The 22246-nt window shown below is 54.7% G+C and carries 20 protein-coding genes and 2 riboswitches; of the genes, 6 read left to right on the top strand and 14 right to left on the bottom strand.

Translation table 11 applies throughout. The features are described from left to right. Positions 1 to 2 precede the first annotated feature (2 nt). Positions 3 to 1970, bottom strand: coding sequence for a DNA topoisomerase IV subunit B (parE, locus tag KNP06_RS08515; protein ID WP_031200243.1), 1968 nt, complete (start codon positions 1968 to 1970; stop codon positions 3 to 5). A 129-nt stretch (positions 1971 to 2099) separates the two neighbouring features. After that, positions 2100 to 2504 (bottom strand): CoA-binding protein, encoded by a 405-nt coding sequence (locus tag KNP06_RS08520; protein ID WP_138859418.1) that lies wholly within the window; start codon positions 2502 to 2504, stop codon positions 2100 to 2102. A gap of 352 nt (positions 2505 to 2856) precedes the next feature. On the opposite strand from KNP06_RS08520, the gene KNP06_RS15485 reads away from it, so the two are divergent. Together KNP06_RS15485 and KNP06_RS08530 are read left to right on the top strand one after the other, a co-directional pair. Continuing rightward, positions 2857 to 3912 carry a GGDEF domain-containing protein gene (locus KNP06_RS15485; RefSeq protein ID WP_214711371.1) on the top strand — a complete coding sequence of 352 codons (1056 nt, stop codon included), beginning with the start codon at positions 2857 to 2859 and terminating at the stop codon, positions 3910 to 3912. Between the two features lie 15 nt (positions 3913 to 3927). Then, entirely contained in the window at positions 3928 to 4938 is a 1011-nt protein-coding gene (locus KNP06_RS08530; RefSeq protein ID WP_214711370.1) for a tyrosine-type recombinase/integrase, read from the top strand. 63 nt (positions 4939 to 5001) lie between these two features. On the opposite strand, the gene KNP06_RS08535 is transcribed toward KNP06_RS08530, so the two are convergent. From KNP06_RS08535 to KNP06_RS08545, 3 genes are all read right to left on the bottom strand, one after another. Beyond that, positions 5002 to 6138 carry a hypothetical protein gene (locus tag KNP06_RS08535; RefSeq protein WP_214711369.1) on the bottom strand — a complete coding sequence of 379 codons (1137 nt, stop codon included), beginning with the start codon at positions 6136 to 6138 and terminating at the stop codon, positions 5002 to 5004. Continuing rightward, positions 6135 to 7346 carry a hypothetical protein gene (locus KNP06_RS08540; RefSeq protein ID WP_214711368.1) on the bottom strand — a complete coding sequence of 404 codons (1212 nt, stop codon included), beginning with the start codon at positions 7344 to 7346 and terminating at the stop codon, positions 6135 to 6137. Before KNP06_RS08540 ends, KNP06_RS08535 begins: the two co-directional genes overlap by 4 nt. 69 nt (positions 7347 to 7415) lie before the next feature. Continuing rightward, entirely contained in the window at positions 7416 to 8588 is a 1173-nt protein-coding gene (locus KNP06_RS08545) for a MalY/PatB family protein (RefSeq protein WP_214711367.1), read from the bottom strand. Positions 8589 to 8704: 116 nt separating this feature from the next. Here KNP06_RS08545 and KNP06_RS08550 point away from each other — a divergent pair, with 116 nt between their 5' ends. Continuing rightward, positions 8705 to 9361, top strand: a complete 657-nt coding sequence (locus KNP06_RS08550) for a M48 family metallopeptidase (RefSeq protein ID WP_214711366.1) — start codon at positions 8705 to 8707, stop codon at positions 9359 to 9361. 38 nt (positions 9362 to 9399) lie between these two features. Here KNP06_RS08550 and KNP06_RS15405 read toward each other — a convergent pair whose 3' ends face one another. From KNP06_RS15405 to KNP06_RS08570, 4 genes are all read right to left on the bottom strand, one after another. Then, complete coding sequence (locus tag KNP06_RS15405) at positions 9400 to 10305, bottom strand: methyl-accepting chemotaxis protein (protein ID WP_214711365.1); 906 nt, start codon at positions 10303 to 10305, stop codon at positions 9400 to 9402. 301 nt (positions 10306 to 10606) lie between these two features. Beyond that, positions 10607 to 11857 carry a hypothetical protein gene (locus KNP06_RS08560; RefSeq protein WP_214711364.1) on the bottom strand — a complete coding sequence of 417 codons (1251 nt, stop codon included), beginning with the start codon at positions 11855 to 11857 and terminating at the stop codon, positions 10607 to 10609. A gap of 11 nt (positions 11858 to 11868) precedes the next feature. Further along, on the bottom strand, positions 11869 to 13161 hold the full coding sequence (locus KNP06_RS08565) for a hypothetical protein (protein WP_214711363.1): 1293 nt from the start codon (positions 13159 to 13161) through the stop codon (positions 11869 to 11871). 106 nt (positions 13162 to 13267) lie between these two features. Beyond that, a complete protein-coding gene (locus KNP06_RS08570) occupies positions 13268 to 13651 on the bottom strand; it encodes a DUF302 domain-containing protein (protein WP_114166208.1) in 384 nt (127 codons plus the stop codon). A gap of 171 nt (positions 13652 to 13822) precedes the next feature. On the opposite strand from KNP06_RS08570, the gene KNP06_RS08575 reads away from it, so the two are divergent. Then, positions 13823 to 14218 (top strand): Spx/MgsR family RNA polymerase-binding regulatory protein, encoded by a 396-nt coding sequence (locus tag KNP06_RS08575; RefSeq protein ID WP_214711362.1) that lies wholly within the window; start codon positions 13823 to 13825, stop codon positions 14216 to 14218. A gap of 27 nt (positions 14219 to 14245) precedes the next feature. Here KNP06_RS08575 and KNP06_RS08580 read toward each other — a convergent pair whose 3' ends face one another. The 5 genes from KNP06_RS08580 to KNP06_RS08600 all read right to left on the bottom strand — a co-directional run bounded on the left by KNP06_RS08580 (position 14246) and on the right by KNP06_RS08600 (position 19151). Beyond that, entirely contained in the window at positions 14246 to 14908 is a 663-nt protein-coding gene (locus tag KNP06_RS08580) for a methionine ABC transporter permease (RefSeq protein ID WP_214711361.1), read from the bottom strand. After that, on the bottom strand, positions 14880 to 15914 hold the full coding sequence (locus KNP06_RS08585) for a methionine ABC transporter ATP-binding protein (protein ID WP_214711360.1): 1035 nt from the start codon (positions 15912 to 15914) through the stop codon (positions 14880 to 14882). The genes KNP06_RS08580 and KNP06_RS08585 overlap by 29 nt, the downstream gene beginning before the upstream one ends. 9 nt (positions 15915 to 15923) lie before the next feature. Next, complete coding sequence (locus KNP06_RS08590; protein ID WP_214711359.1) at positions 15924 to 16745, bottom strand: MetQ/NlpA family ABC transporter substrate-binding protein; 822 nt, start codon at positions 16743 to 16745, stop codon at positions 15924 to 15926. Between the two features lie 72 nt (positions 16746 to 16817). After that, a riboswitch (SAM riboswitch) is annotated at positions 16818 to 16922 on the bottom strand. 40 nt (positions 16923 to 16962) lie between these two features. Then, positions 16963 to 17979, bottom strand: a complete 1017-nt coding sequence (locus KNP06_RS08595) for an iron-containing alcohol dehydrogenase family protein (protein WP_214711358.1) — start codon at positions 17977 to 17979, stop codon at positions 16963 to 16965. Next, positions 17976 to 19151: an aminotransferase class I/II-fold pyridoxal phosphate-dependent enzyme gene (locus KNP06_RS08600; protein ID WP_214711357.1), complete on the bottom strand. Its 1176-nt coding sequence runs from the start codon at positions 19149 to 19151 to the stop codon at positions 17976 to 17978. Before KNP06_RS08600 ends, KNP06_RS08595 begins: the two co-directional genes overlap by 4 nt. A gap of 77 nt (positions 19152 to 19228) precedes the next feature. Then, positions 19229 to 19329, bottom strand: a riboswitch (SAM riboswitch). Positions 19330 to 19503: 174 nt separating this feature from the next. Between KNP06_RS08600 and KNP06_RS08605 the strand changes: the two genes are divergently transcribed. Next, positions 19504 to 20604: an AI-2E family transporter gene (locus tag KNP06_RS08605; RefSeq protein ID WP_214711356.1), complete on the top strand. Its 1101-nt coding sequence runs from the start codon at positions 19504 to 19506 to the stop codon at positions 20602 to 20604. Between the two features lie 264 nt (positions 20605 to 20868). Then, positions 20869 to 22113: an MDR family MFS transporter gene (locus KNP06_RS08610; protein ID WP_138859402.1), complete on the top strand. Its 1245-nt coding sequence runs from the start codon at positions 20869 to 20871 to the stop codon at positions 22111 to 22113. Positions 22114 to 22246 lie beyond the last annotated feature (133 nt).

A 22246-nucleotide genomic window follows, 5' to 3' on the forward strand; every position in this document is an offset into this window, starting at 1 on the left:
CGTTACATCACTTCCTCAATCGCTTTAGTCACGTGTTCATTGGCGATGATTGAATCATCTTCCTGGAGGCCGAAGGCGACGTTCTCCTCGATCCATTCACGGCGATGGGCGACATTGTCTCCCATGAGCACCGAGACGCGCTTGTCGGCGACGGCAGCGTCGTCGACCGTGACACGGATGAGCGTCCGTGTGTCCGGGTTCATCGTCGTCTCCCATAGCTGGTCGGCGTTCATCTCACCGAGACCTTTATAGCGCTGGAGGATATAGCCCTTCTTGTACACTTTGACGAGCTTCTCGAGCGCCTCTTCGTCCCAGGCGTACTCGAACTGTTCCGACTTGCCTTTCCCTTTCGAGATGCGATAGAGCGGCGGCAAGGCGACGAACACTTTGCCGGCCTCGACGAGCGGGCGCATATAACGGAAGAAGAACGTCAACAGGAGCACTTGGATGTGGGCCCCGTCCGTATCGGCATCAGTCATGATGATGATTTTGTCGAAATTGCAGTCCTCAAGGTCGAAGTCATGGCCGACCCCGGCACCGATCGCGTGGATGATCGTATTGATTTCCTCATTCTTCATGATGTCCTGGAGTTTCGACTTCTCCGAGTTGATGACCTTCCCGCGCAGCGGCAGGATGGCCTGGAATGTCCGGTCACGACCCTGTTTAGCCGAACCGCCGGCCGAGTCACCCTCGACGAGGAACAGTTCGTTCTTGGCGGCGTTCTTTGACGTCGCCGGCGTCAGTTTTCCGTTCAAGATGCTCGAACGTTTCTTCTTCTTGCCGTTGCGCGCCTCTTCCCGGGCTTTCCGGGCGGCTTCACGGGCCTGGGCGGCGCGGATCGCCTTCTTGATGAGCATCGTCGCCATCTGTGGGTTCTCCTCGAGGAAAATAGTCAGTTGTTTGGCCATGACACCATCAGCGCTCGTACGTGCCTCGGGCGAACCGAGTTTCGATTTCGTCTGCCCCTCGAACTGGAGGAACTCTTCCGGGATCCGTACCGAGACGATGAGCGTCAAGCCTTCGCGGACGTCACCGCCGTCGAGGTTCTTGTCTTTTTCTTTCAACAATCCGTTCTTACGGGCGTATTCATTCACGATGCGGGTCATCGCCGTCTTGGCGCCGACCTCGTGTGTGCCGCCGTCACGAGTCCGGACGTTGTTGACGAACGAGAGGACGTTCTCAGAATAGGCGTCCGTGAACTGGAAGGCGAGCTCTAGCTCGATATCGTTCTCCGTCCCTTCGAAGTAGACGATCGGATGGAGCGTCGCCTTGTCGTCGTTCAAATATTGGACGAACTCGGCAATCCCTTCCTCGTAATGGAACGTCTCTTCTTTATCCGAACGCTCGTCCGTCAACGTGATCGTCAATCCTTTTAACAGGAATGCCGATTCACGGAGCCGTTCAGCGAGCGTATCGTAGTTATATGTCGTCGTCGAGAAGATCGAGGCGTCCGGTTTGAAGTAGACGCTCGTCCCCGTCTGACGCGTCTTTCCGGTCTCGAGGAGCGTCGTCTGCGGAATCCCGCCGTCGGCAAACGTCTGCTCGAACACTTTGCCGTCGCGATAAATCGTGACGAGGACCTTGCTCGAGAGTGCGTTCACGACCGAGGCGCCGACCCCGTGGAGTCCACCTGACGTCTTGTAGCCACCTTGGCCGAACTTACCGCCGGCGTGGAGGACCGTGAAGATGACCTCTGGCGTTGGTTTCCCGGAGGCGTGCATCCCGGTCGGCATACCACGCCCGTGGTCGCGTACCGTGATCGCGTCATCTTTATGGATGGTCACGTCGATTTGGCCACCGAATCCGGCGAGCGCCTCATCGATCGCGTTATCGACGATCTCATAGACGAGATGGTGCAAGCCGCGATGATCGGTTGAACCGATATACATCCCCGGACGTTTCCGAACAGCAGTCAGTCCTTCGAGCACCTGGATGGCGTCTTCATTGTAATTAAATAAGTCTGTTGACATCTTTGTCACCTCAATTTCGAACACACGTTCGTTTTTCTATCCTATTGTATAGCTGTTCTTGGATTCTGGCAAGCCTCCCTCCGCGAGCGGGGCTCGTGAAAAAAAGGAGACCTACCAAGGAGGTAGGTCTTAACCGAGAAGGCGGGCGTGCTCGACATAGATGCATCGATTTTCGATGTAGTCGAGTCCGGCATCGCGAGCGATCCGCTCGGCGTCCGGGCTGGTGAGCCCGAGCTGGTTGAAGACGAGACCGACATCCCCATGTCGGACGGCATCTTCGGCCACACCGGCCAAATACTCATTGCGTCGGAAGACGTCGACAATATCGACGCGCCCCGGGATGCTCTCGACCGTCGGATAGACTTTGCGTCCGTTCCACGTCTCGAGCGTCGGATTGACAGGGATGACCGTGTAACCTTGCAACAGCAGATAGTCTGCGATTTGGTTCGCGGTCTTGTTCGGGTTCGCTGACACGCCGACGACAGCGATCGTCTTCGCTTCGGTGAGCCATTGTTTCAAACGTTGATCGTCCATCCTGAAATCCCCCTTTTGTTTACGTTCTCAGTGTACCTTTACCTGAATCACCGTTTCAAGCTTTATTTTCTTTTATCATATAACTGTAACTCTTTCAAATTTTTAAAACAAATCAATCGGTTCACCATAACTTATTATGTAAACCGTGATATATGACATTATTTTTCTGGTTCGCAGGTCGATGTGTGTCTCGGATGGAAATGACGTGTGAACGAACGTTGCGTGAAATATCTATTTCACGCAACTATACGTGCGATTTAAAGGCGTTTGTGCGTGTCGATTTTAATCGATTGTTGGATAGGCATGGGCAAATGAGGATGGGTTCGGTATACTGAAAAAAGGAGGTGTTCGCGTGGGAACAGCCTATGAGGAACGTCGCGGTACACTATATAATTACCGCATCACTTTTTATGGGAACGTGTTCGCTTGGCTCATCCATGTCGTGTTCTTGATCACGTTTTGGCGACTTGACGTAACCGTCCTTGCCTGGTCGAACGTACTCAGCGTTCTCTATTACACATTGTCTTTTTATTTTGTACATAAACGATATTATCGGACGTTCTTCATCGGTCTCTTCGTCGAGGTCGTCTATAACGCCATCATCTCGACAATCGTCCTTGGCTGGGGCGCGAACGTCCACTACTTCATCCTCACGGTCGCCTATGGCGTGTTCTTCATGCCGAACGTGAGCCGGGCCATCCGGATCGCCTCGACGATGCTCGCCATGGGAATCTATGGCTATTTATATGTGAACGTGACGGACGGGACATCGCCGCTCGGCGCGACCCTCGAGCAAGTCATCGGGGTGACGTGTTTACTCGCGACCATCGCCTTGATCGCCGGGCTGTCATTCATCTTCGAAGGGGCGGTCGTCGAGGTGACGTCCGAACTTGAACAGACGAACGAACGGCTACATACCCTCGCCTCGCGGGACGGTCTGACCGGCCTCTATAATCGTACGACCGGATACCGTTTAATCGAAGAAGCGATCCGTGAAGCGGTCTTGTCGGGACGCCCGTATGCGGTCGTCTTGGCCGACATCGACCATTTCAAGTCGTTCAATGAACGGCATGGCCACGACTGTGGCGACCTCGTGCTCAAACAAGTCGCCTCTGCGCTCACGCGGACCGACGGCATTGCCGTCCGTTGGGGCGGCGAGGAGTTCCTCTTGTTCTTGACGAACCAGTCAGAGGACGAGGCGGCGCAAGCAATCGACCACCTGAGACAGCAAATCAAATCTCTCGAGACGATTTATGAGGGGCGACGGCTCAGTGTGACGATGACATTCGGTGTCACGACACACCGCGGGTTCAAGCCCGTCGACACGCTCGTCAAAGAGGCGGACGACCGGCTCCGGGCCGGGAAACAGGCCGGGAAAGACCGCATCGTCACGTCAATCCATCATTAAGCGAGGAGCGATTTTTTGAGTATATTCCGCCAGCTCGGCCAAGCGCCGACGAAAGTCGACGCGAGACGTTTCAACTTGAGCGGCTATGAGCGCATGCCGGGCTTCATCCAACGGTTCTTGAACCACATGGCCGCCAAACACTACTCGGAGCAGACCGCGCAGCGCTATCTGTATGATTTTTTGGATTTCTTCCGCTGGGTCGAGACCGCGAGTGCATCCGAGGTCGACCCGTCATCGGTCGAAATCGAATCGTTCGTCGAGTTCGACCATGCCGGGGCCGAGGCGTACGCGACGTACCTCGCCCTCGAGCTCGACAACGCACCGAGCGTGATCAACCGCAAACTGTCGTCGATGCAGTCGCTGTTCAACCATCTGATCGAGACGGGCATCACGGCGCACAACCCGTTCCAGGCCGTCGAGCGACCGAAGCGCGCCAAGCGCAACCCGGTCTATTTGACCGAACAGGAATGGCTCGACTTCTCGACGCTCGTCCGCAGCAACGTCGGTATGTCCGACCGCGAAGCGAGCTGGTACGAACGCAATCGGGACCGGGACTTCCTGATGATCCAACTGCTCGGGTTGACCGGGATGCGTGTTTCTGAACTTGTCGGCCTTGACTGGAACGACATCGACCGAGAGAACGGGACGATCCGGGTCATCGGGAAAGGGAACAAGGAACGCGTCATCCCGATCGCCTCCCCGCTCGAGCCGCTCCTTGACGGATATCGTGGTCAAGGCGCAGGTCCCTTGTTCTGCTCCGAGAAAGGCAAACGAATCTCGGTCCGCACGGTGCAGCACGCGTTGAAAGGGCACATCGACCGCCTGAAGCCATATCTGCCATTTTTGACGCACAAGCAGGTCACGCCGCATAAATTGCGACACACGTTCGCCTCTCGTCTCGCCATGAGCGGGGTCGACGTCTTAACGATCCAACAACTGCTCGGACACGAGTCGGTGGCGACGACGCAAGTATATGCCCATATCGGTGACGAGAAGAAAAAACAAGCGTTAACCGGTTTACGATAACTTATTATGTAAACCAATCTAAAATACCCGAATCTATCAACAGGATAGGCTCGGGTGTTTTTGTCATAACTGTTTTGTCGAGAGGATGACAATCGTCTCATCGAGCACTGTATAGTAGGCGTCCTCGAACGTTTGACGTTCGTTCGTCTCGAGGTTGAAGATGCTCACGCCGCCCCCTCCTTCAGCCGATTCATGGATGAAATAGGTCGAAGCGAGTACGCGCTCGAACGGAGCCGTATCGAGGAAGCGGGCACCGGTCGTCGCGTCAATCAGTTCGGTGTGATCTTCTGATTCCTCGACTTTGATAAAGACCGTCGAACTGACATCATCATACGTGAAGTCGATCGGTTCATAGGCCCCCCAGTCGACGACCGTGACCTCCCGGAGCACGTCCGGTGCCGCCAACTCATAAATCGTCTCCTCATTCGCTGCATCGACGAACGCAGAGAACCGCAGTTTCGCGTCCCGTTCCCCGAGATATTGGACCGTGTCCCCTTCCCCATGGAGCCGAATCAAGTCCTCGAACGGGATCTCCCCTTTTCGGTCCCGGATAGCCTCGACCGCCTCGTCGAGCGAACAGATGAGGATCGCTTCGGAGTGGTCGATCGCATCGTCTGGCGAGACCCGTACGTCCTCGAGCGCCTCGTAATAGGCGAACTCGTCCAATCGGGCGTTACAGACGATATAAGGGACCCCGTCCAGCTCGGTCGTGAACAGATACAGCTCGCGGAACTCACCGGCATGGCCGACGAGCCGTTCATCACGGATGCGTTCTTGGAACGACGTCTCGGCATCATACAACCATGCCTCGTCCGCATCCCCGAAACTCGTCAAGAACAGGAAGTAACGATCGGCGAGTACCCAATAGAGCGTGCTGTTGCCTCGCTTCTCGAATGTCGCGAGCACAACCTCCTGTCCAGAGCGGTAATCGAAGGCGATCAGTTCCGTTCGGACGACCCCGGTCCGGTCCGATGTCTCGTTCAAGAAATAGACGCGCTCCTTACTGACGAACAGCTTCGAGATCCCGTAGTCTTCATACACACGACGGCCGACCGGAGTGACGGAACCGTCTTCTTCGTCATAGCGGAAGATCGAGAAACTTGTCTCACTCGACTTTTCGCGGTAATAGACGGACGTCTCGGTGACCGCGATCAAGTCCTCATGGCTGATTGACATGGCACGTGCATCAACGATTCTCATAGCGCACCTCTCTCAAAAGAAGATTCGACCGGTTCGACGGTGACGATACCGGGTGGTCGTTTCGGGAATGAAATCCGCAGATGGGCGAATTCGATGACAGACTGGCGAGGGTCGGCCTTCTCGATCCAGCGAATTCGTTGCCGGTTCGCCAAGGCATGACCGATTTTTTCTTCGATTTGGAACTGCGAGATGCCGCGATAGGCGACTTTTTGGATATACGTCGTCTCGTCGGCTTCGAACTGTTGCCAAATGCCCATGACGAGCTGCCCGAGTGCCGAGACGCGTTGTTCCGGTAATCGGACCGTCCGTAACGTCTGTTCGACTTCTTTCAAACAATCGAGAGGATCGTCAGCCACCGCGAACAATCGCTTCGCCGAGTTGTTCATGACCCGATAACGTCGTTTCCCGCTCTCCAGCCGGAGTACTTGCGCGTATGGCTCGACCGGTACCCCGTGAAAGAACGTGTCCACCCCACCCCAAGAAAATCCGAAGGCTGGATCGAACTTTTGGATCGTCTTCATGAAGGCGATCATGAAATCCTCGACCTCTCGACGCTCGAGTCGTAACCATTCGGCGAGCGCGAGCGTGCCTCGGTCTTTCTGAATCCGGTGCACCGGGAAGAACAAGTCACCCTCCGCCAGACGATGCGGTTTGAGTTCGGTCCCGTCGGCGCGATAGTCCGTCGCCGGACGGCCGCTCCGGCCCGCATAGACAATCCATTCGTCTTCGGTGCTCTCAAACGCGTAGGCTTGGTGCGCCCATGGCGGCGTCACGTATAATGCCGGATACTCTTCATACGTCTCTAGATGCAGGTAAGAGCGGTCGGTCCACAGTTGTGCGAGCAAGCGGACGATTTCTCCGGTCTCCGAGTCCTTCGGTGCGATATAGTTGCCCGTGTTACCGATGTACGTCAAGACATGGAAGTCATAGGCGTGATACAGATGGCGGACGATGCGCTCGAACACGGCGGCGATCATGCGCTCGAACAGCGGATGGTCCTCGTTCCGGTCGACCGAGGTCGCATCGACGGTGCACATGAGCCATCCCATACGCACGTACAGCCGAATCCGGAGCGGATACGAAATCAACGGGGACGAAGATGCATGAATCTCCGTCAGACCAAGGTTGGCCATGTTCTCGACCTGTAACGTGAATCCGCTACGCCTCAGTTGTTCTTCCATCTTCTTTTTCCAATTGATCGTCTCCATCGCATTCACTCGCTTTCTGTTGCCATGTCAGCTTTGTGGCTCATTGTGAAATTTTTCCCGTTTCTTGATTCATACAAACGCCTTTCCACCGGCGTGTTCTGTCAGACGCTTGAGTGCTTCGTCAAGCACTGGTCGTGCCGTCCCGAAATTGAGCCGTTCGAACGTCGTCCCTGACGCACCGAACGGGAGACCTGGTGACAAGAACAGACGGACTTGCTCGTGCAGCCACTTCTTCCGCGCTTCCGGTTCAAGACCGAGCCCCGCGAAGTCGATCCAGAGGAGATAACTCGCCTCGGGCATGAACGTCTTCAATTGTGGTAGTTCTTCCTGGAGCCGCTCGACAAGGTACATCGCCTGCTCCTCGAGTTCGGCCGTCAATTGGTCAAGCCAACGCTCGGCGCGCGAATCCGTGTAGGCGGCAATGATGGCCGTGTTCGCGAACGGTGTCGGCAGGACGTGATGTTTGTTCTGGACTTGGATGATTCGTTTACGCATCGCATCATCCGGACAGATGATGTAAGAAGCGAACAGTCCAGCGATATTAAACGCCTTCGACGGCGCACTCACCGTGATGACCGAGTCATCGAGTCGATTGAGGGCAGTGTGCCGTTGTGACGGGTACGTCAAATCAGCATGGATCTCATCAGTGACGAGGATAACGTCATGGCGACGTGCCAGCTCGACGACTTGCTTCAGCTCGGACTCGGTCCATACCCGTCCGACCGGGTTGTGCGGCGAGCAGAGCAAGAACAGCCTCGCCTTGCGCATCTGTGTCTCGAGTGCATCAAAGTCCATCTCGTAGCGACCATCGACTTGACGAAGCGGGGCGTCGAGCAACTCCCGTTTCAACCCGGTGACCAGTTCATGAAATGGCGGATAGACTGGCGACTGGATGACGACCCCATCCCCTTCCTCCGTCAACGCCTCGACGATATGCGTCAATCCCGGTACGACTCCACTCGAGAACAAGACGTGATTGGCATCGACTTTGAGCCCGTGACGGCGGTCGTACCATGAACTCACGGCCGCTTGCGCCTCTCTAGAGAACAATGTGTATCCGAACTCGCCTGTCGCGGCCCGCGCCGTGAGCGCCTCTGAGATGGACGGGGCCGTGCGGATATCGATGTCCGCCACCCAAAGCGGCAAGACGTCATCTTTCAAATGGAACCAGCGGTCGAGCCCGTCCCATTTCACCGAATCCGTTCCGGTCCGGTCAAGCGATTGATGTAAGATTGATTTCATGTTCATCCCTCCTACTCCTACTGTAACAAAAAACGGACGTCCGAGTCCGCAAAACGATGGCGGATTCGGGGCACGTCGGCTATAATCGACCGAGATACTACAAGGAGGTGAATCTGATGGACGTGACCGTCATCCGCCATAAACGCCGGAAACGGGCGGCTTTCTTCGTGACGCCGGACGGAATCGAGCTGCGGATTCCAGCTAGGCTCCCGGACCGGGTCGTCGAGACGATCTTAACGGAGCATGCCGGCTGGATCGAAGATCGCCTCGCCGCATTGCCGAAGTGTGACATCTTACCAGCCGACAGACTGCTTTTGCACGGGGAGACGTTCCCGCTCGTCAAACGTGATACCGAGACAAGGTTCCGTTTCGACGGCGAAAACTTTCACTGTCCCGCTGCATGGGACGAGTCATCGCTTCGGAAAGCGCACGAGGCTTGGCTCCGCGAGCGGGCTCTCGCCTACGTCACGAATCGGGCGCCCCACTATGAACGTCAGCTCGGTGTGAAGGCGAGCCGAATCCGCATCGGTCACCAAAAGACGCGCTGGGGGTCATGCAGTTCGACCGGGACGATCTCGATCAACGTCCGGCTCATGCTCGCCCCGCGGGACGTCATGGACTATGTCATCGCCCACGAATGGACCCATCTCGTTCATTTCGACCACTCGAAAGCGTTCTGGTCGAAGCTTGCGTCAGTGTATCCAGACGTCGCCGGCGCGATGGCCTGGTTGAAACAGCATGGCCATACGCTGCAAATCAAAAAAACCAATTGAACGTGCCCCTTTTCAGGAGGCATGTCCGATTGGTTTTTTTAGATGGCGGAGGTGAACCGCTCGGCTGTCCCGTTCAGCGATTCGGCCGACTGTTCGATATGCTCGAACCGCTCGAGTGTCTGTTCCATGATGCGCACACTCTCTTGAATGTCTGCACTCGAGCGGGAGACACCGTCGACGATCGAGACGAGTTCCTTGTTCATCCCGTCCGTGTTTGCGCGCACTTCGATGACGGCGCGTTCGACGAGACGTGACAAGTTCCGGACCTCGGTCGCGACGACGTTGAAGCCGAGACCGTGCTCACCTGCCCGTGCGGCCTCGATGGCGGCGTTGAGCGACAACAGGTTCGTCTGGGCGGCGATTTCTTTGATCGTACTGGCAATCTTCGTGATCTCGGCAGCCTGCTCCTGCAAGTTCGCGAGCGTCTTCAAATTCTGATTCGAGTCTGCATCGAGCCGTTCAATCGTCTGCTTTAACTGTTGACTCTCGTCCATGCCGAGACGGGCCCGGGTGTCGAGATTTTCAGCCATGACATGGAACGAGCGGGCGTATTCCTCAATTGTCTGTTGGCGACTCGTGATGTCGGATGCGATTTTGACGACACCGACGACCTCGTCCTGTTCATAAATCGGCATATACGTCGCCTCGAGCCAAATCGAATCGCCGCGGGCGTCGATCCGCTCGATCTTGTCGGCCGAGCTAAAGCCGTCGAACAGTTTGTTCCAAAACGCTTGATAATCCGGGCTGCTGACAAAACTTGGCGTGCAGAACAAGTGATGGTGCATCCCCATCATTTCATCACGTTTGTATTTCATCGCCTTGGCGAACAGGTCGTTCACATCGACGACGCGCCGTTGGCGGTCGAATCGAATCATCGCCACGTTCGCCTCGAGGGCGCGGAGCACGTCAGGGGATGAGAGGCTAGCGGTTGTTGTCAGTTCCATTTCGATGATTCCTACTTTCTTTAATCGATGTCCAGTAGCGCTTCCTTCCTGGAATGTAGCGGAATTCTAGTGTACCCTGTGCGAAATGTCTTGAATAGCGCCGGTTTTTGAAATCGAGTCAATATCTTGAATTTGAAGTGTTTTCCAACCGTTCTCACTGATTATGACCATCAAAAAGAACCCGTGCCATGCACGAGCCCTTGATCATTCTGATTTATCGAAGATGGCTTGGAACAGCGTGACCTGTTCGGCCGTGAGTTCGCCTCGGCTGTCCTTCAGCTCGATACCGCCGATCATCCGTTCATTCGAACGCCTGCGGGAACAACTCTTGGAACGTCTCCGCCCCGACGCTCGACAGTTTGAACACTTCCCTGGTCTTCACGTCTTTCACATAGACATCGACTTTTTTCGACCGTTGCTGGTAACTGACTTCGAACTGTTGACCGAGATTGCCACGCAACAGCGTCAAATACGTATAATCTTTTGCCTTACCACTCTTCGTCGAAGGGCTCGCAGTCTCGATGGCTTCGATCAATCGTTCGTACGCCTCGCCGCTCACGCTGACGGCGTCCGGATAAGGGAGCGGGACTTCGTGGTGGTACGGATACTTGTGGAGATAAGCGACCGCTATCTCGTCTGAATCGGATACATCCGTAAGCAACGAACTTGGTCGATAGCGCATCGACAAGGTCTTCGTTACCGTCTGTCCGTTTACGTCGACCGTGATATCATACAATGGAATCTTCTCTAGCGGGTTCATCGTTCCACCTTCAAACAGCCGACGGAAGGTCAGGCTGTCCGCACCATTGAGCAGGTCCGCATCTTCTAAAACAGAAGTAGAGTAATGAGTCCCGTCATGTGACATGAGCAGAAGGGGCATGTTTGTTTCTACCGCTCTTCCAAGTCCAATGAAGACGTCGAACTGTCTAAGATTCGGGGAAAAGTCGAAATATGGGTTAAAGAAGCCCCCTTCGCCAAGTCCTATCTCCACCACTCCGCTAAATCCCGGCGTAATTTTCATGACCGAGCCGGGATACGACTCGATGTCTTGTCCACTCTCGTAAGAGGCTTGCGACTTATCTAACGTAGCCCGCTCGTTCTCGGTCGCGACATGGACGGTCGGAAGAGACGAGATTTCCGTGCCGACCTCGTCTTTCAAATAGGCAGGTCGCGCCTCAAGCTCGACGGCTCGGTATACTGGCTGCCCACCCATCCGGTCTGATCGACAGAGCGCATAGACCGCATCCCCTTCGACATATGTGACTTCGTCGAAGGTATATCCCTGATAATCGTCAGTTATAAACGGGGCCCGGGTCGCATACTCCATCCCCAGAACAGAAAATGTCTCTCCTTCTAGTTTGGATAAAAGTTTTTTGCTTTTGCATTGGTTTAAGATTGATTCCGCGTTCACTTTAGAATCCTGACTGTTCATCGTAAACCGCTCGGCCTGGAAGTGCTCCTCGATATGGCCATAGCGGACCACGTCCACATCTTCCGTACACCCTGCCGTCATCAACAAGAGCGACATTGCCGCCAACGTTCGTTTCTTCATGTTCAACCCACTCATTTCTTCTTCAAGTCAGGGAAATAGGACAAGAACGTCTCGGCCCCTTCGCTCGTCAGTTTATACGTCTCCTCGGTCGATCGGTCGGTCACGTAAATATCCAGCTTCTTCGAGCGCTGTTTATATGACACCTCGAACTCTTGGCCTTTGAGCCCGTCGACGATCGTGAGATAAGGATAGTCCCCTTGATCACCCGTGCGCTTCGTCGGCTCAGCAGAGTCAATCGCTTGAATGAGGTCTGCCATCTCGTTACCGGCCGCACGCATCACGGACGGATACGTCAAAATCGATTCGTTGCTGAACGGTTTCTCGTGTAGGTAAATCAGTGGATCGTTCACAGTCGGCATATACTGCTCTTCCGGATTGTCTTTGAGCGCCTTTTGTTCAGAAATAGTTAACAGTTCAGAGGCACGATATGTAATGGTCGCGATTTCGGTCACCGCTTTCCCGTCACGGGTATAATTGAACTCATACAATGGATAGGATTTGTCGGGTAATAGTTCCGAACGAAGTGGCAGTCGTTTGACTGTCAACTCTTCATACGACTGTTCTCCTTTTACCGGGTCGATAATTTCATCTAGCGGACTCATTGTGAAATAGAGGTCCGCGAGCATCAATAAAACATAGGGTTTCTTTTCATCGGGATGATATCCGATTGCGATTTTTACCTCATCTATGTGTGCCATCATCGGGTCGAACATAAGCACTGGGAAAGCGAGTTGTCGATCTCCAATGGTCAATTCCACCTCGCCGTGGAAGGCCGGTATGAACGTGACGATGGTATCAGGAAAAGGTTCGACAGCATTATTCGGCTCCAATAATCCATCCGTATCGAGGAATTCTGCTTGAGTAGTTTCGTCGGCAGGTTCGATGAAAGGGTTTCGTTGAATTCGCTTCCCGTTCTGTGTATCAACGAATGGGGGGAATGATTCAATGACCTCGGCTTGAAAGCGTTCCGAGAGCATATCGCGACAAAGTGCATAATGCTCATCGCCTTTGATGTACGTCACCGATTTATATGCATATTCATCTCCCGTATCGGTCATCTGATGGCGATTCGCGATGACAGTATCGTAAACCGTCAAGTCTCCCTTCAATTCAGTCGTCAATTCCCCGGTACAGGCCTGTAACGTCTCATCGACCGATTCGAGGGCTTCCGGTTGCTCTAAGGAATACTTGTTAACGGTCCAATGCGCATCGACATACGACAAGTTCACGACGTCTGGCTTTTCCCCACCGCAACTGGCCAATAAGCCCATGGATAATACGAGTGCACTGGCTAACTTTTTCAAATCATCCGCCCCTTAAAATCTATTTGTACCAATTTTACCATTATATGACTTTAAGGAGGAACAGGAAAAAACCCGTCCACTCTCATGGACGGGTTCGCTCATTCAATTATACGGCTTGATCAATCGCACGCGTCAGTCGCGTCTCGACGTCGTGGGCGATCGATTGAAGCAACTCATCCTCGATCAGTTCGATCAGTTTCGTCGGCTTCGGCATCCCGACATGGGTCGACCCATCTTTCGTGAAGACAGCGAGCTTACAAGGCAGGAAATAGCCGCCTTCCCGATGTGCCGTGATGACTTTCTTCGCTTCTTTCGGATTACATACTTCAAGGATGCGATAGTCCCCGTCGATCGCTTGGCCTTTCTCTTCGAGCGTCTCGCTCAAATCAAAGTCCCAGAGCACTCCGAACTCTTCTTCCTTGAGCGTCGCTTTCAGCTTCTCGACGACCGCTTCGACCGTCTGGTCCGTCTTGACCGTGTAATCAAACATGTAAATCCCTCCTCGGTTATGGTCTCTTTCGTCATGTACTCGAACTGACTGACGACAAATCGTCCGATGGCGATAAAAAGTATATGTGATTTGAAACATATTTCGCGTTCGAAACGTATGAATGAGAGAAAATAGAGAAGTCCAACGTTACGTAAAGGAGAAGTGGTTGCCGTGACGGTCACCGTATTCACACATACAAGCTGCAGTTCTTCCCGTAAGACGATTGATTGGTTACGCGAACAGAACATCCCATTCATCGAGAAAAAATTGACCGATCAAGGGATGTCGTTCACCGAGTTCAAAGACATGCTCCGCCTCACCGAGAACGGGACGACCGACCTGTTGTCCATCCAAAAGAGCGTGTACAAACAAGCGGCGGACCAACTTGACGAGATGTCGCTCCGTGAGCTGTACAGCTTTGTGGCGTCGCACCCCCAGATCTTGAAGAGTCCGATCGTCGTCGACGACAATCGGATTCAAATCGGGTTCAGCGAGAAAGAGATTCGTACGTTCATCCCGCGCCATGACCGAATCGCCGAATTGAAACGATTGCTCGACAACAAATAAGAGCCCTGCCGAAGCAGAGCTCTTTTCTTATGCCTTCTTGAGTCGGGCCGCCAAGCGGTTACCGAACGATTGAATCGATTGGACGAGCAGGATCAAGACGAAGATGGTCACGTACATGACCTCCGGCTCGAATCGGAGATGCCCGTATTGATAGGCGATATCGCCGAGTCCGCCTGCCCCGACGAGTCCTGCCATCGCGGTCGCCCCGATCAAACCGATCGTCGCGATCGTCAGACCGAGCACGATCGATGAGCGGGCCTCCCGGATCAACACGTACCAGATGATTTTCCGGGTCGAGATGCCCATCGCTTCATACGCCTCGACGACCCCGCGGTCGACCTCGAGCAGCGCCGACTCCATGAGCCGCGCGATATACGGCGCCGTGAACACGATGAGCGGCAACAGGACGCCTTGGACGCCAATCGTCGTGCCCATGATGAAGCGGGTGAACGGGAGGATGAAGAATAAGAGAATGATGAACGGGATGGAACGGACGACGTTGATGAAACTTGATAACGCCCCGTAGAAATAACGATTGGCGAGCCGGCCGTTCGGTCGCGTCAAGACGAGAAGCGTCCCGAGCGGCAGTCCGATCAACGTCGAGATGACGAGCGCGATGCCGGTCATCGTGAGCGTCTGGATCGTCCCCGTCCAAATCAAGTCACCCCAATTTTCCCAAAACTGAAGCATGGTTCGTCACCTCCTTCACTTTCACACCGCTCGCCTCTAAGAAGCGGACGGCTTGATCGGTCTGGGTCTTATCGCCGTCCAAATGGACGAGCAGATTGCCGACGAGACCGCCTTTTAGCTTTTTTATGCCGCCCCCGATGATATTCGGGAGCAAGCCGAACCGTTTCGTCAACTGGGCGAGCACAGCCTGTTCACTCTGATGACCGATGAACGACAAGTTGACGAGCATCCCGTGCGTGCTCAACTCTTCGACGACCTCTTTCGGGACATCGAGGTTCGTCTTCAAGAACTTGCGTGTCGTCGCATGCTGCGGGTCCGAGAACACGTCGAGCACGTCCCCTTCCTCGATGATCCGGCCGGCCTCGATGACCGCGACCCGGTCACAGATGCGCTCGATGACTTCCATCTCGTGCGTGATCAAAAAGATCGTCAGTCCGAGCTCGCGGTTGATGTCGAGCAAGAGGTCGAGGATCGACTCGGTCGTCTCCGGGTCGAGCGCGCTCGTCGCCTCGTCGCTGAGCAGGATATCCGGCTCGTGCGCGAGGGCCCGGGCGATGGCGACACGTTGCTTCTGTCCGCCCGAGAGTTGCTCGGGATAATGTTTTCGATGGTCCGTCAAGCCGACGATGTCGAGGTATTTGTCGACGCGAGCGCGGATCGTTGCCTTGTCGAGACCTTCAAGCCGGAGCGGGATGCCGACGTTCTCTTCGACGGTCGCCGTCTTGAGCAGGTTGTAGTGTTGGAAGATCATTCCGATTCGATGGCGGAGTTTTGAGAGCCCACGTTTGTCGAGCTTCGTGATGTCCTGTCCTTCGATCTCGACCTGGCCCGAGGTCGGGCGTTCGAGCAGGTTGATCATGCGGATGAGCGTGCTCTTGCCGGCCCCGCTTCGGCCGATGATGCCGAAGATCTCGCCTTTCTCGATCGTGAGCGAGACGTCGTCGAGTGCGGTGACGGCACCTTTGTTCACCGTGAACGTCTTCGTGATTCCTTTAAGTGCGATCATAGGCCCTCCTTAAAACGCCGGGACGATTGAGCCGTTGAACGTCTCTTCGATGAACGTCCGGACCTCGTCCGAGTGATAGTACGATTTGAGTGTCTCGACGACTTCGTCATCCTTGTTGTCGGTACGGACGACGACGTAGTTCGGATACGGGTTGTCGACCGTGTCTTCGTGGAACAAGGCGTCCTCGTTGATCGACAGGCCGGCACCCATCGCGAAGTTCGTGTTGATGGCCGCGAGTGCGACTTCCGGGAGCTGGGTCGGGAGCTGAGACGCCTCGAGCTCGATGAATTCGAGGTTGAGCGGGTTCTCGGCGATGTCGCGTTTCGTCGCCTTGTCCGTCAAGCCTTCCTTCAGCGTGATGAGGCCCGCTGTCTCATACAGACGGAGTGCGCGCAGCTCGTTCGCCGGGTCGTTCGGGACGGCGACCTTGTCGCCTTCTTTCAAGTCCTCAATGTCGGTCAACTTTTCCGAGTAAAGACCCATCGGGAACGCGACGGTCTTGAACACGTCGTCAATCTTATAGCCTTTGTCGGACTTTTGCAGTTCTAGGAATGAGAGCGTCTGATAACTGTTCACGTCGAGGCTACCCTCGGCGAGCGCCGTGTTCGGCGTATTATAGTCATTGAACACTTTGATATCGAGTTCGAGGCCGTCTTCGGCCGCGAGTTCTTTCACTTTCTCGGCGATCTGTTGGTGCGGCCCGCCCGTGACGCCGATCGTGAGCGACTCCGTGCTGAGCGCCTCGCTCGCGTCCGATTGTCCGCATGCCGAGAGCGCGATGGCGGCGAGTAGTGATGTTCCTGCAAGTACTGTTTTCTGTTTGATGTTCATTTGTTTTCCTCCTCCAAAATGAAAGCCCGCTACTCATTCAGAGTGGCGGGCACGACAAGTCAAAGTCGGACACGCTCATCTCCCAGACGATATCGTCTGTTGGAATTAGCACCATGATCATTACGATCTGGTTGCCGGGTTTCACAGGGCCAGTCCCTCCACCACTCTTGATAAGCAATCGGTCTATTAAGTTGTTATCATCTTACTTTTAATTCTTTTAATTGTAAATAGAAAATTGTAAATTTTCAAATATTATTTTCAGAAAGTCTTTATCGAGTGGTTCCGGCAACTGTTGCAGTTCGGTTTCCGTCATGACGGAGTCGACCAGTACCGGGATGTCGCCCGACCCGACCCCGAGCGCCTCGAGCGTCGTCGGTGCACCGAACTGTTTCAACCAGGCCTCCAAATACGGAGCATCGGCCGAGCGACGCAACCGCTCCTGGACGATTAGGCCGAAGCCGACCTTGTCTCCATGCAAGAAAGAGTGGGTCGACTCGAAGCGGCTGAGCGCATTATGGACCGCATGGCCCACGGCGACGCGTGTCCCGGCGTCACCAAATCCACCGACGGCGCCGCCGATGGCGAGCACGTGATCGACCGCGAAGCGGACGTCGTCACTATACGACTCAAAAGCGTGCTCGCTCAATTCAAGTTCGACGAGACGCCCGCACTGCTCGGCCAAGACGAGTCCGGTGTTGACGCCGGCGTCAGCTGAGCTGTCACCACTCAAATAACGGGCCTCGTAAAACTTCGCGACCGTGTCGATGACACCGGCCCGAAAGTATTCATATGGTGAGCGCGAGATGACCCGTGAGTCAACGATGACCCGTTCGATGACGACGCGGAACATGTCGTAGCGGTCGTAGCTCCCGTCCTCCCGATAGACGACGCTGAGAGGCGTGAACGCCGCACAGTTCGAGGTGAGTGTCGGGACGACGATGAGCGGCACGTTCTGTTGATAGGCGACGAGTTTGGCCGTGTCGACGAGCTTGCCGCCTCCGACGGCGATTAACACGTCGGCGTCCAACGGTTTGAGCCGTTTGACTTCCGAGTCCGTGCACTCCCCGCTGAATTTTGTTGCCGGATAGTCCGCGATGGCCGGAAAGATGGCTCGGACGACGTCATACCCGTTCTGACCGTGCAGGACGTGGGCACGTCGGCCGTCGACTAAGTCATCCAGACGGTCGAGCGCGTCATCGGCGTGGTCATATTCAAGGACGGCCTGACGAATCATGCGCGCACCTCCTCATAGGCGGCAAACAACCGCTCGATTCGTTCGACGGCCTCGTCAATCTTCGGTTCCGGTGAGACGAGACCGAAGCGGACGTATCCGTTCCCTTCCGAACCGAAGAAATAGCCCGGGGTGACGGCGACACCGGCTTCATGCAGCAGTTTCCGCGAGAACGACTTGGCATCACCCTCGGGCACTTTCGCCCAGACGAAGAACGAGCCTTCCGGCGGTTCGACGGCCCAGCCGGCCCGGTTCAACCCGTCGATCAGGCGATCACGCCGTGCCTCGTACAGTCGTGCCAAGTCATCGCGAATGGTACGGGGCGCCTCGAGCGCAACGACAGCCGCCGCCTGGATGGCCGAGAACACGCTGACGTGGACGTGGTCCTGATACGTGTTGATCGCCTCGATGATGTCCGCGTTCCCGACGGCGAAGGCGACGCGCCAACCGGACATGTTGAACGCTTTCGACATCGTATATACCTCGATGCCGACTTCTTTCGCCCCTTCCGCCTGCAGAAAGCTAGGCGGGACGTGGCCATCGAATCCGATGCTGCCGTATGCGAAATCGTGGACGACCATCAAGTCCCGCTCCCGGGCGAAACGGACGGTATCGTCAAAGAAAGCGGGTGAGGCGACGGCTCCGGTCGGATTGCTCGGGTAGTTCAAATACATGAGTCTTGCATCTTGCGTATCGAGCGTCTCATAGTCCGGCAAGAAGCCGTTCTCTTCCCGGAGGACGAGGTCACGGACGACGGCACCGGCGAGTCGTGCCCCCGAGATGTAATCAGGATAGCCGGGATTCGGTAGCAAGATCCCGTCCCCTGGCTCGAGCACACATTGCGGCAACGTGATGAGTCCGGACTTGGAACCGATGAGGATCGCGACTTCCGTCTCGGGATCGACTTCGACGCCGTACTCATTCAAGTAAAACGTCGCCACCGCTTGTTTCAGACGGGCCTGACCGCGGAACGGACCGTATTGATGGGTCGAGGCATCAAGGAGCGCCGTCTGAAGTGCGTCGCAGATTGGGGCGGGCGTTGGCAAATCCGGCGTCCCTTGACCGAGTCTGATGATATCGCGACCGGACTGTTCAAGTGCTGCGACTTCATCGGCGAGTCCGACAAAATGTTGGGGTGGTAAAGTTTTAAGTAAGTGTGAGCGTCTGTCAGTCATGAATAGTCCTCCTATGCAAAAAACACCCCTTTCCGTGGAAAGGGGTGTCGAGATACGGACGTATTCAAACAACCACCTTTCCATCTCTCAAGGTCACCTTGCTGGAATTAGCACAGTATTGGAACAATCTGTTGCTGAAGCTTCATCGGGCCAGTCCCTCCGCTTCTCTTGATAGAAAGTGTTTTTATATGCGATTTGTCTTTTTGTAATATGTCACTTAGTTAACCAAACGTTACCAATCTTGTCAATCCTTTTTCGAAAATGGGTGTGGCCTATTGAATCCCGATAAAAAAAGGTCATAGTACAAAGTGAACGTTATTCTACAAAATTTAAAAGATGAGGGGATGGACCTTTGGAATTAAATCGTCAATTGATTTGGAAGTTGAGCGTGATCGGATTGATTCTGCTCGTCCTATGGAAAGTCATCAGTGAACCGGACACGATTTCTAGTGTGTTGCACTACACGTTCCAGTTGCTGACGCCGATTATCATGGGAATTACCATCGCGCTGCTCCTGAATACCGTCCTGTCCTATATAGAAGAACGGTTTCAATTAAAACGCTATCAAGGTTTGCTGATCGTTTATATCGTCTTCATCGGGATTCTTGTCATCTCCGCTGTGACATTGCTCCCGCGCATCTACTCGAGTGTGGCCTCACTCATCGAAGAGCTTCCGTTCTACATCCGACAGATTGACGGGTTCCTCGCCCAGTTGAACACGTACTTGAAAGAGTACAACGCGACGATCGCCCAAGCTATCGATTTCAGCCGCTTCGAGGAACGTTACTCGGGCTGGGTCGAGACCGCAGTCTTGTCGTCGGTCAGCTACGTGTCGAGCTTCACGATGACGCTCATCAATTTCTTGATTGGGATCGTCATCTCAATCTATCTGTTGAAAGACAAAGAGGTTTTTGCCCGCATGTTCAAGCGGCTGTTGTATGCGATGTTCCCGGTCGCGTCAGCCAAGACGACGATCGACATCTTCCAAGAGATGGATTATATCTTCAAACGCTATATCATCGGGAAGTCGCTCGACTGCCTCATCATCGGGGTGCTGGCCGTCGCCGGTCTGTTGATCATCGGGGCGCCATACGCGCTTCTGCTCGGCGTCATCGTCGGTGTCTTGAACTTCATCCCGTACGTCGGACCGCTGCTCGGGATGATCCCGGCGTTCATCATCACTTACTTCTATGACCCGTTCACGGCGCTCATCGTCCTCTTGTTCATCTTCTTGTTGCAACAATTCGACGGACTTTGGCTCGGCCCGAAGATTCTCGGCGACAGCGTTGGCATCACCCCGTTTTGGGTCATCACGTCGATCATCATCGGAGGTAGCCTGTTCGGTCTCGTCGGGATGTTCATCAGTGTCCCGGTCACGGCGATGATTCAAGTCGTGTTCTCTCGGTTGATCGACTACCGGCTCAGCCGAAAGAATTTGAACGAATTATTATGACACATTGACGATTTATGTTGACACATTTCACGGAAATATCATAATCTTGAAGAGAAGACAGTCCAATGCAGAAAGGAGAGGTACCGATGTCAGTCATTCAACGCTCGCACGTCCAAGTTCATATAGACCGGCAGGCGCCTCTCCGTGATTTGAATCCGTGATGTCGCCTGCCTTCCGAGGCATGCCTAAGATCGTAGGGACGCGTATGCCTTTGTGCATGCTGCGTCCCTTTTCTTATTCTATCAACTAAAGCAGGTGACCTTAATGATTCAATCACTCAAACAGCTCGACCGTAACATTTGGATCCGCTTCCTCGGAGAGACGATCACCGGTGTCATGATGTTCATGATCGCACCGTTCCTCGTCCTCTACTATAGCGACAAGCTCGACAGTTATATCCAGGTCGGGGTCATCATGGCGACCGGACCGATCATGGCGCTCATCGGATCGGTCGTCGGTGGACGGCTCGCAGACCTGTATGGCCGCAAACCGATCATGATGGCTGCCATTCTCGGCGACGCCCTCGCCCTCGTCGGTTTCGCCTTCGCCGAAACGTTTTGGCCGCTCCTTCTCTTGAACGCCATGCTCGGTTTGACGAACTCATTGTTCCACCCGGCCGCAAGCGCGATGGTAGCCGATGTGACCGAGCCCGAACAGATGAACGAGGCGTTCGGGCTGTTGCGGATGGGGCACAATATCGGGGCTGCATTCGGCCCGCTCCTCGGGAGTGCCGTCCTCTTTATCGACCGGCAGTATATCTTCTACTCGGCCGCTCTCGTCTTCGTCTTGTACGCACTCGTCCTCGGTCGCTTCATCCGGGAGTCACTCCCAGAGACGACCGATGTCGACACGCCATCGAACCGGGATGTCCTGCGCGTGTTCTACAATGACAAGGTGTTCCTCGTGTTCATCTTTGCCGGTGTCTTCATCTCGATGGGCTTCTCGCTCATTGAGAGCATGCTGCCCCTCTTCTTGAGAGAGTCGATGCCATCGTACACCGATCGTGAGAACCCGTTCGCCTATATGCTCGCCTTGAACGGCATCATGGTCGTGTTGTTCCAGTTTCCGATCGCTTCGAAACTCGGCCGCAAGTCGTTCGGCAACGTCATGCTCGCCGGGGCGACCATCTTCGGGGTCGGCATGATTCTGATCGCCGTCATGCCGCGTCTCCTCTATTCACTCGGGACACCGTACCTCGTTCTCGTCAGCGTCTTGCTCGCGGTGTACGCCTTCTATACGCTCGGCGAGATGATCATGTCCCCGGTCCAACAGACGTTCATCGCCTTGATCGCTCCGGAGAATATGCGCGGTGCCTACAACGGGGCCGCCAGCATCCAATGGTTGATCGGCGGGGTGACCGCACCGATCATGGCAAGCCTGTTCTTCGACCAACGCGCCGGACATATCGCGTTGATCCTCGTCGGGGCGGCCAGTTGCGTGTCGGGACTCATCTATTGGCAACTTGGACGCCGCGTCAGCGCAGCCGAAGCGAAACAAAAGACAGCTTGACTTATAAAACCGCACTGAACCTAGTCGTTTAGTGTGATTTTTTATTTCGTTCGAATATCATTAAATTTTGAATTTTTCATTCGTTTATTCTTTACAAACATAATGATTCTTTTTTATGATGATACGGTTAAGG

The organism is Exiguobacterium sp. s21, from assembly GCF_018617975.1.
Lineage (GTDB): Bacteria > Bacillota > Bacilli > Exiguobacteriales > Exiguobacteriaceae > Exiguobacterium > Exiguobacterium mexicanum_A.

Bases quoted from the DNA above. Each gene is read 5' to 3' on its own strand.
- parE (WP_031200243.1), bottom strand. From the start codon at position 1,970: ATGTCAACAGACTTATTTAATTACAATGAAGACGCCATCCAGGTGCTC.
- KNP06_RS08520 (WP_138859418.1), bottom strand. From the start codon at position 2,504: ATGGACGATCAACGTTTGAAACAATGGCTCACCGAAGCGAAGACGATC.
- KNP06_RS08535 (WP_214711369.1), bottom strand. From the start codon at position 6,138: ATGAGAATCGTTGATGCACGTGCCATGTCAATCAGCCATGAGGACTTG.
- KNP06_RS08540 (WP_214711368.1), bottom strand. From the start codon at position 7,346: ATGGAGACGATCAATTGGAAAAAGAAGATGGAAGAACAACTGAGGCGT.
- KNP06_RS08545 (WP_214711367.1), bottom strand. From the start codon at position 8,588: ATGAAATCAATCTTACATCAATCGCTTGACCGGACCGGAACGGATTCG.
- KNP06_RS08550 (WP_214711366.1), top strand. From the start codon at position 8,705: ATGGACGTGACCGTCATCCGCCATAAACGCCGGAAACGGGCGGCTTTC.
- KNP06_RS15405 (WP_214711365.1), bottom strand. From the start codon at position 10,305: ATGGAACTGACAACAACCGCTAGCCTCTCATCCCCTGACGTGCTCCGC.
- KNP06_RS08560 (WP_214711364.1), bottom strand. From the start codon at position 11,857: ATGAAGAAACGAACGTTGGCGGCAATGTCGCTCTTGTTGATGACGGCA.
- KNP06_RS08570 (WP_114166208.1), bottom strand. From the start codon at position 13,651: ATGTTTGATTACACGGTCAAGACGGACCAGACGGTCGAAGCGGTCGTC.
- KNP06_RS08580 (WP_214711361.1), bottom strand. From the start codon at position 14,908: ATGCTTCAGTTTTGGGAAAATTGGGGTGACTTGATTTGGACGGGGACG.
- KNP06_RS08585 (WP_214711360.1), bottom strand. From the start codon at position 15,914: ATGATCGCACTTAAAGGAATCACGAAGACGTTCACGGTGAACAAAGGT.
- KNP06_RS08590 (WP_214711359.1), bottom strand. From the start codon at position 16,745: ATGAACATCAAACAGAAAACAGTACTTGCAGGAACATCACTACTCGCC.
- KNP06_RS08595 (WP_214711358.1), bottom strand. From the start codon at position 17,979: ATGATTCGTCAGGCCGTCCTTGAATATGACCACGCCGATGACGCGCTC.
- KNP06_RS08600 (WP_214711357.1), bottom strand. From the start codon at position 19,151: ATGACTGACAGACGCTCACACTTACTTAAAACTTTACCACCCCAACAT.
- KNP06_RS08610 (WP_138859402.1), top strand. From the start codon at position 20,869: ATGATTCAATCACTCAAACAGCTCGACCGTAACATTTGGATCCGCTTC.